The sequence below is a fragment of the Kocuria kalidii genome (assembly GCF_044462225.1).
GTDB lineage: Bacteria > Actinomycetota > Actinomycetes > Actinomycetales > Micrococcaceae > Kocuria > Kocuria kalidii.
Genome location: NZ_JBISWJ010000021.1, coordinates 64453 through 72324, shown reverse-complemented (window position 1 = coordinate 72324; position 7872 = coordinate 64453). Strand labels below are relative to the sequence as shown.

The 7872-nt window shown below is 68.3% G+C and carries 9 protein-coding genes and 1 pseudogene; 6 read left to right on the top strand and 4 right to left on the bottom strand.

Features of this window, described 5'->3' with window-relative positions:
- The 3 genes and pseudogenes from ACH9D3_RS03095 to ACH9D3_RS03085 all read right to left on the bottom strand — a co-directional run.
- A partial coding sequence (locus tag ACH9D3_RS03095) for a cold shock domain-containing protein (protein WP_396409813.1) occupies positions 1-160 on the bottom strand: 160 nt, incomplete at its 3' end.
- A 233-nt stretch (positions 161-393) separates the two neighbouring features.
- Positions 394-576: an ANTAR domain-containing protein gene (locus ACH9D3_RS03090; RefSeq protein ID WP_396409812.1), complete on the bottom strand. Its 183-nt coding sequence runs from the start codon at positions 574-576 to the stop codon at positions 394-396.
- Positions 542-856, bottom strand: a pseudogene (locus tag ACH9D3_RS03085) (GAF domain-containing protein); the annotation flags it as partial. The pseudogene ACH9D3_RS03085 and the gene ACH9D3_RS03090, both read right to left, overlap by 35 nt.
- 825 nt (positions 857-1681) lie before the next feature.
- Here ACH9D3_RS03085 and ACH9D3_RS03080 point away from each other — a divergent pair.
- Positions 1682-2416, top strand: coding sequence for a nuclear transport factor 2 family protein (locus tag ACH9D3_RS03080; RefSeq protein WP_396409809.1), 735 nt, complete (start codon positions 1682-1684; stop codon positions 2414-2416).
- 307 nt (positions 2417-2723) lie between these two features.
- Positions 2724-4109 carry an FAD-binding protein gene (locus ACH9D3_RS03075; RefSeq protein ID WP_396409808.1) on the top strand — a complete coding sequence of 462 codons (1386 nt, stop codon included), beginning with the start codon at positions 2724-2726 and terminating at the stop codon, positions 4107-4109.
- A gap of 226 nt (positions 4110-4335) precedes the next feature.
- On the opposite strand, the gene ACH9D3_RS03070 is transcribed toward ACH9D3_RS03075, so the two are convergent.
- Complete coding sequence (locus tag ACH9D3_RS03070) at positions 4336-5076, bottom strand: alpha/beta fold hydrolase (RefSeq protein ID WP_396409807.1); 741 nt, start codon at positions 5074-5076, stop codon at positions 4336-4338.
- 73 nt (positions 5077-5149) lie between these two features.
- Here ACH9D3_RS03070 and ACH9D3_RS03065 point away from each other — a divergent pair, with 73 nt between their 5' ends.
- The 4 genes from ACH9D3_RS03065 to ACH9D3_RS03050 all read left to right on the top strand — a co-directional run bounded on the left by ACH9D3_RS03065 (position 5150) and on the right by ACH9D3_RS03050 (position 7841).
- Positions 5150-5848 carry a WYL domain-containing protein gene (locus ACH9D3_RS03065; protein ID WP_396409806.1) on the top strand — a complete coding sequence of 233 codons (699 nt, stop codon included), beginning with the start codon at positions 5150-5152 and terminating at the stop codon, positions 5846-5848.
- Positions 5849-6034: 186 nt separating this feature from the next.
- The gene (locus tag ACH9D3_RS03060; protein ID WP_396409805.1) at positions 6035-6673 is read left to right on the top strand and encodes a methyltransferase domain-containing protein; all 639 of its coding nucleotides are present in this window, start codon (positions 6035-6037) and stop codon (positions 6671-6673) included.
- A gap of 130 nt (positions 6674-6803) precedes the next feature.
- Positions 6804-7334 (top strand): hypothetical protein, encoded by a 531-nt coding sequence (locus ACH9D3_RS03055; protein WP_396409804.1) that lies wholly within the window; start codon positions 6804-6806, stop codon positions 7332-7334.
- 36 nt (positions 7335-7370) lie between these two features.
- Complete coding sequence (locus tag ACH9D3_RS03050) at positions 7371-7841, top strand: hypothetical protein (RefSeq protein WP_396409803.1); 471 nt, start codon at positions 7371-7373, stop codon at positions 7839-7841.
- The last annotated feature ends 31 nt before the right edge of the window (positions 7842-7872 follow it).

Here is a 7872-nt window from a genome sequence, read left to right as displayed (position 1 = left end):
CGGCCTGGGGGCCCTTGGGGCCGTCCTGGGTCTCGAACTCGACGCGCTGGTTCTCCTCGAGGGAGCGGTACCCGCCGGAGTTGATCGCGGAGAAGCGCGCGAACACGTCCTTGGAGCCGTCCTCGCGGTCGAGCAGCTCGGAGGTGCACGGGGCCCGCATCGGAGGCTGCCGGTCGATCAGCTCGTTGGCGGCGTGCGCCAACAGGTCGCACTGGAACCCGGGCAGGCTCATGCAGTGGTGCAGGTAGGCCTCGACCTCGATCTCCCCGGCGTGGCCACCGAGGGTGCAGTAGTGGACCACAGCTGCTTGCCCTCGATACCGGCCCGGCCGATGACCTCGCCCCGCAGGCGGGCTCATTCTGCCCCGATCCCGTAATGCTCCACTATCGGGCCTCAGTCTTCCAGGTCCGGGTGGCACTCCAGGATCTGGCGGGCGACCTCGGCCATGGGGCGGCTCTGAACGCGGGCACTCGTGAGCAACGAACAGTGGGCGTCGTCGGGGTCGGTGGCCCGTTGTTCCATCAGCATCCCGGTGGCCCGGTCAACCGCCTGCCGGACCTGCAGGGTGGCTTGCAGTGAAGCGCTGAGTCGTTGGGGGCAAAGTGGGTCTGGGCCGAGCCCAGCAGGGTGGCCGCCGCTGCGGCCAGCAATCCGGCTGCTGCTCCTCGTAGCCGGTGAAGGCCTCATCGACGGTGGCATAGACCTTCATCGCCCCCAGGCACCGGTCCTGGAAGATCAGCGGGACACTGAGCATCGAACGGATCCCGGAGGCGGGCGGAGTCCGCGGTCGGCTGCGTGGCGGAGGATGCGGGTTGCACGGGGATCCCTCTCGGTCCGACGGGGCGGGTGGAGTCCACGACGCACCGTGGGCTGTCGTGGCGGACTCGACGGCCGGTGGTTTCTCGCACGATGGTGCCCCTTCTGGTCAACGGTCACGCCGGGCCGCGTAGGGCCGGGCAGCCGGTGCATGGTCACGCAGTGGGCTCCGCTTCTCTTGCGGTGGCTGCCCCGGGTCGGGCATCTGACGACGTGGGTGGCCCGCAGAGAGGGTGATGCCCGCCCCGACATCGGATAGCTTGCCGGGCGGGCATCACGAGTAGTGCTGGTGCACCACCGACGCCGGAGCCTTCCCCGGACGGGGAAGCACGGGCTGCCGGGAGGGGCTGCTCCTACCTCAGACGGCGTGGGCAGCCGAGCCGCGGCGCAGGCGGTGACCCTCGGTGGGGACCAGCTTGGGGAGCCCGCTGCTGGCCTCGCGCACCCACACACCGTTTATCGGACAGTTCCACTGCAACATCGCCCTCAGGGCGAGTGGCCGGTAGCTCGCCAAATGTAAAGCGGAGGAGTGTCGGTTGAGCCTCTGCTGGTCGTGTGCTTCGGTATTGGCATTTCCCGGCGGAGCGCCCCAGAAGCAAACCGGGTCGGACGACAACTGATGATTCGGCAGGCGCATCGGTCACAGCCGGGGGCGTTGTTCGCGTGCCCGCCATTCGACGTCTTTCACCTACGGGTCGATGCTCCTCGGCGGCGCAACCGCATGGTTGAGGCCCTTCTCTGTCACATGGTTGGGGTCCCTGCCCCGGTTCGCATGGCGGCGGTAGCGTGGTGGGTACGACCATGCGGGCGGGCTGATCGGGGCGATTCTGCGGTCTTACCGGCTCACCGTGTCAGGGAGATGACCATGAGCAGCAAGCAGATCGTCCGCACCGCCGGGGCCGAACTCTTCGGTCACCGGGACCTGTCGGCGGTCGACCGCCACTGGGCCCCGGACTACCGGCAGCACTCCGCCCTCGCCCCCGACGGGCCACAAGGTCTCAAGACCATGGCCGCGCAGTTGCCGCCGGACTTCCGGTTCGAGCCCCTCCGGGTGCTCGAGGACGCAGACATGGTCGCGATCCACTGCCTGTACCACGGGTTCGGGCCGGGCCCGACGGTGGCCGTGGATGTCTTCCGCGTAGACGGCGATAGGATCGCCGAGCACTGGGAGGGTCTGGCTCCCTTGCCTGACGGGGCCGCTGGAACCCGGTGGATCGATGGCCCCACCGAGATCACCGAACGGGAGAACACCGGGTCGAACAAGATGCTAGTCACCGAATGGGTGCAGAACCGCCTCATCGACACCGACCGGGAGGCTCTCGAAGAGCTGGCCGGCGACCCGGACTACGTGGAGCATGGCACGGGCCCGGATGCCCGGGTTGCCCGACGCACTCTTCACCGGGTGGTCGGTGAGGGCGACTTCGTCCTCACCGTCACTGAAGCCCTGCTGGCGACCGGTGGTGACGGGGAGGGGGACAGCCCTTCTGTCTCGGCGGGCTGCTATGACATGTGGCGGGTGGCCCAGGGGCGGATCCTCGAGCACTGGGAGGTCGTCCAGCCCGTGCCGGAGAACCTGCCCCACGACAATGGCTTCTTCTGAGCGCACGGCTGCCCGGAGACGAAACGGATGGACGCACGGCCCCCGCAGGCAGTTCCCTGATCCGTCGGTACCGGGTGCCCGGAACATTCCCAGGTCCCGAGCGATCTGAGTGGCTGGCTCGCCGGCCGCAATCAACCTGACCGCGACCCAAATCTAGGAGTCGGTGAAGGTCGGGCGCCGGGATGACCGGGGGTGTTCGTGTCTGGATGTGACGCCGGCGCTGATGCGGTCCGCGCGCGCTCCGGTCCACCCTTAAGCCATGCTCCCGCCCGTTTCTGCCGGGCGCGTACTACCGCAGGGGTCCCCGATGAACTCGCCCAACATTTCCCCGACCGCTCTGGCGGAGCTCGCTCACCAGGTCACCGGGCCGGTGCTCACCGCCCAGGACGATGGCTACGAGCGAGAAACCACCGCTTACAACCTCGCGACCGCGATCCGCCCGGACGTGGTGGTGGGAGCAGTGGACGCCGACGATGTGACCGCCGCCGTGGCCTGGGCGGCCGCCCATCACGTGCCCATCGGCGTGCAGGCCACCGGCCACGGCGCCGACCAGCCCATGCAAGGTGGCCTGCTCATCAATACGGCCCGACTACAGGAGTGCACCGTGGACCCGGACACCCGCACCGCGCGCGTGGGCGCCGGCGTACGGTGGCGCACCGTGCTCGAGGCGGCCGTGCCGCACGGTCTGGTCTGCCTCAACGGATCCACGACCGACGTCGGCGTGGTCGGGTACACCCTTGGCGGGGGCATGCCCGTCCTGGGACGGACCTTCGGCTTCGCCGCCGACCGCGCCCGTTCCTTCGACCTCGTCACCCCGGACGGAGCACATCGCACGGTCGACCCCGAGCACGAGCCCGAACTGTTCGGTTTGCTCCGCGGGGGCAAGGGCAACCTCGGGATCGTCACGGCGATGGAGTTCGAGCTGGTCCCCCTCGACGGTCTCTACGGAGGGGGCATCTTCTATCCCGGTGCCGACGCGCATGAGGTGCTCACCGCGTGGTCGCGGTGGTGCACGGCCCTGCCCGAGACGGTGTCCACCTCGATCGCATTGCTGCGGCTGCCGGAGATGGACATCGTCCCCGAACCGCTGCGCAACCAGTTCGTGGTCCACCTGCGCTATACGTGCACAGCCGATGAGGAGGAGTCGGCCCGACTCCTGTCACCGATGCGGGCTGTTTCCCATCCAGTGATGGACACGGTCGGGCCCATGAGCTACCGGGACGTGGACGCGATTCACATGGACCCACCCGTCCCCCTGCCCTACCTCGACGCCGGGCGGCTGCTGGAAGACATGGGAGAGGCCACCGTCGGGGCGCTGCTGGCACACGCCGGGCCGGGAACCGACTGCCCCTTGTTGCTGGTCGAGGTTCGCCTGCTGGGCGGAGCCCTCGGCCGCGCCCCCGAGGGCCCGGCCGATCTGGTGGCCGGCCGCCAGGGGGCCTACCTGATCAACCTGGTCGGCCTTGCTGTGCCCCCGGCCGCCGAGCAAGTCCCGCAGGCGATCACCGGGCTGCTGGACGCACTGGACGGCCACGTCTCCGACAGAACACTGGTGAACTTCCAAGGCGCTCTGGGCGGGGAACCCGGTTCGGCGCACGCCTGGACCGACGAAGGCCACACCCGACTCCTCGCAGCCAAGGCCGACTACGACCCGGAAAACCTGCTCCGTTTCCAGCACGCAGTCCACACCTGAGCCGGTGACACCATCTCCAAACGCGGCACGTGTCTTACCGAACCTCCAGCGCGGAACAGCCCACCGCTAACCGGCCATATGTAAAGTGCTTTGGCCATGGCCAGCCCCGACTCAGAGTTCACGCCATGTGGCGTGAGAGCAGCGTTTGGGTGTGTCATGTTTTCCCTCAGACACGGAAAAAGGGGCCAGCCGGTCTTGGCTGACCCCTTCAGGTTGTAGGTGCAGTTCAGGTGGTTCGAGAAGCCTCCGACTGAATGACCTTGGCGAGGTCGCGGGGACGGCTCCACATGGGCCAGTGCCCCGTCGGAAGGTCGATGACGTCGAGGTGCTCGACGTTGGCGACGTCGGCAAACATGGGATGGCCTACTCGGGTCAGCTCCAGCACCTGCGCGCTCGGGATGGAGCAGCACACCATGGTGGTGGGGACCTTGTGGCGGGCGTCGTTGGTGAGCTCGACGGGCTGGCGAAGCACGGGACCGGGCTCAGGGACTGCCCGGGCGCGAAAACGCTCGAGGGCCTCGGCGCTCAGGCCTTGGAGGCTCACCTGGTGGGCGAGGGCGTCGAAGGCCGGCAGCGGAAGCTCCTCCACCCCCTCCGGGAGGTCTGGGGCGAAGGCGCGTCCCGTGGCCACGGGGCCGGAGTCAACCCACACCACCCGATGGACCAGCTCAGGGTGTCGGTCGAGGACGAGGCTGACGGGGGCATTGGCCCCGCTGTGAGCGACCAGTGTCACGGGCTCATTGTCGGAGACCCCGAGTCCAGTGACGACGTCCAGGATCGCTGCGACTTGATCGTCGAGAGTCTTCGCCGCACGGTCAGGATCGTCCCCGTCGAGACCGGGCAGCGTCATCCCGACTGCACGAGATTCGTCGGTGTCGAGGTGTTCAAGGACCTCGTCCCACGCCCAAGCGCCCAACCAGTGGCCGGGGATGAGAAGGATGGTCGGACTGCTCGTCGTAGTTGTCATGACTCCACCTTCCGAGGTGCTACGGGCAGGTGTGTGTCACTATTTATGTCATGAATTTACGGCGGGCTGAACGGTGAAGCGAGCAGAACGACTTCATGCCCTGTCCGAGATGCTGCGCCGTAACGGATCACGGGGTTGCTCCGCCGAGCGGCTGGCGAGAGAGTTCGGCGTGTCCGTGCGCACCGTCAAGAGAGACCTCGCCGCGCTCGAGAACAGCGGCGCGCCCGTATGGTCGCGCCCAGGTCCGGGCGGTGGCTACGGATTGGCTGTCGGCGCGTCCCTGCCACCTGTCAGCCTGTCCCCAGCGCAGGCCGTGGCGCTCATGGCGGCCGTGTCCGCTGCCCCCGATGCCCCCTACGCCGATCTGGCAGCAGCCGGGATCCAGAAGATCCTGGACGTCCTCGATCCTAGAACTCGAGCAAGAGCCGACGAGCTGGCCGGCCGCGTCTGGGTGAACGCGCTTTCCTCTTCTTCGCGCGCCATCAGGTCGGCACTGGAGGAGGCGATGGCCGAGCAGCGAGTAATCCGCATCCGCTACACATCGGGGAATGGGACGACGACCACCCGCGACGTCGAACCCGTGCTGTTCGCCTCTACGAACGGCCAGTGGTACCTGGTTGGATGGTGCCGACTGCGCAACGCGATGCGATGGTTCACCGTGTCGCGCATCGAGCGGGCCAGCGTTACCAAGACGGCTTGCGCCGGCCATACCGTCCACGAGGTCGGAGAACCCCCAGCGAACGCCGGACCGGTGCACGGTCGGGGCGAGTGAGTCACTCCATCAACCTCTGTTGCACCAGACCTGCTGTGGGTCCAGGCGCTGCAGCTCGCATTGCATGTGCTGCACGACTGTCGGAAACCTGCTGGGCTCTCTCGCGCAAGCCAGGGATGGTCGACCCACGACCCCGAGAGCAGGCGAAGCGCCCGATGGATACCGCGGTGTGGGAGGCTGGCCAGCGTGCAGACTCAACCCGGCTACGACGAACTGGCCGAACAGTACGAGCTCACCTTCCCGGGTCCGTTCCAGACGACTTTGGAACGGCATGCGGTCGCCGCCTTCACGGACATGGTCCTGGAGCACCATGGCGAGGGCACCGTAGTGGACATCGGGTGCGGGACCGGGCACGTCACCGCCGACCTCGCCCACCGCGGTCTTCGCGTCGTAGGGATCGATCCCTCAGAAGCCATGCTGGGCATCGCCCGACGGTCTCACCCCGATGTGGTGTTCCGGTGTGGTGAGGCGAACTTGAATGACTCGCCGGAGTCGACCGATCAGCTGGTTCCGCTTCGGGGTGTGCTGGCCCGGTTCAGCCTGATCCACATTGCTCCTCGACTGATCCGTGGGGTGCTCGCCTCCTGGGCGCAGCGCATGCCGGCCGGCGGCGTGGTGCTCCTGGCCTTTCAGAGCCTCGATGGCGCGGGGCAACCGGCGGTGCCGTTCGATCACGCGGTGGCACCAGCCTGGCGCTGGCACCCCGAAGAGATGAGCCGGTGGCTTGCCCGAGCCGGGTTCGACGAGGCCTGGCGCACGGTGAGCCGGCCTGACCCGCTGCACCGCTTTCCCGAGTGCCACCTGGCCGCCGTACGTCGCCCCTGACAGCAACCTCTGCTGCAACGAGGTGGTCAGGACGTCAGTGAACGCCTCAGTGCTCCCCTCGCTCGTTGGCTCAGTCGTTCCCCATATATGCGTCGTGATTTGCGCGCGAACCGGGCAGTGGCGTCGAAGCATGGACCAGCCCGCCCAGGCGACGACCGAGTTGCCCGTCCCGACCGCCGATCAGGTCCTCGTGCGTGTTCTACCGGCGGGCGCCGTCATGGCGATCGGCCTCCCTCTGGCCACATGGTGGTTGCTGGACGCCTCCAGTGACGGCAGCCCGTCGTGGTGGTTGCTGATCCTGGTAGCCACCGTCGGGCTGTCGGCGATCGTCCAGCGCTACACGAGTCCTCCACGTCCTCACATCGACCAGCGCACCGGTCAGGCACAGTGGGCATCGGCTACCACGACCGCTGTGAGAACCGGAGAGCTCCCCGCTTGCCCCGAGGTGCGGACCGCGGTCGGGGTAGCGGCCTGCGTCGGCATCGAAGGGCTGGTCGGATCTGCCGCCCTGCTCGTGGCCATTGCCTTCAGCGCGCTGATCCGTCCGGACCTATGGACGGCTCTCCCGCCGGTGACTGTGCTGACCGGGATGGCGGCCTTCCATGTCCGCCGCTCCTGGGCCTACCTGCGCGCCCTGCACACCGCCGAGCGCACCGGCTGACGACCCGCCGGACCGGGCACGACGTAGCGTGGCCCCATGAACCAGCTCCTGCTCTCCCTGACCGGGGCCGCGGCCACCGGAGCCTTTATCCTCATCTCCCCGTCCGGATGGTCTCCCCGGGTGCGCCGGGCCTACGTCGTGGTGCCCAGCGTGCTGCTCGCCGGCGGCGGCTCGCTCTTCCTGACCAAGCTCGCCTCCCGGCAAACAGAAGCCGCCACCGGGGCCATGCCTGCGCCGGAGACCGCAGGTGAGGCTGCCCGCCCGTTTCCCCAGCGCCATCCCGTGACTGTTCGCGTGACGGTGCCACTGATCCTGGGCGTGGCCTCAGCCTTGGGCCAAGCGGCATCGCTGTGGATCGACGCCGCACTCGAGCGCGGTTTCGTCCGCCTCGGAGCAAAGCATCCGCGACGGTGGATGGCGACCCTGGCCGTGGCGACGTCGCTGGGCATTGACGCCGCCGGAGCCCGTGCGACAGACCGCGCCGCAAAGGCCCAGCCCGAGTCCTGACCTGCTCGCTCCGCCGGGCCCGCACCTACCC

What these genes read in the sequence shown, in the direction of transcription:
- ACH9D3_RS03050 (WP_396409803.1), top strand. Translation starts at nt 7,371, where the DNA reads ATGAACCAGCTCCTGCTCTCCCTGACCGGGGCCGCGGCCACCGGAGCC.
- ACH9D3_RS03055 (WP_396409804.1), top strand. Translation starts at nt 6,804, where the DNA reads ATGGACCAGCCCGCCCAGGCGACGACCGAGTTGCCCGTCCCGACCGCC.
- ACH9D3_RS03075 (WP_396409808.1), top strand. Translation starts at nt 2,724, where the DNA reads ATGAACTCGCCCAACATTTCCCCGACCGCTCTGGCGGAGCTCGCTCAC.
- ACH9D3_RS03070 (WP_396409807.1), bottom strand. Translation starts at nt 5,076, where the DNA reads ATGACAACTACGACGAGCAGTCCGACCATCCTTCTCATCCCCGGCCAC.
- ACH9D3_RS03080 (WP_396409809.1), top strand. Translation starts at nt 1,682, where the DNA reads ATGAGCAGCAAGCAGATCGTCCGCACCGCCGGGGCCGAACTCTTCGGT.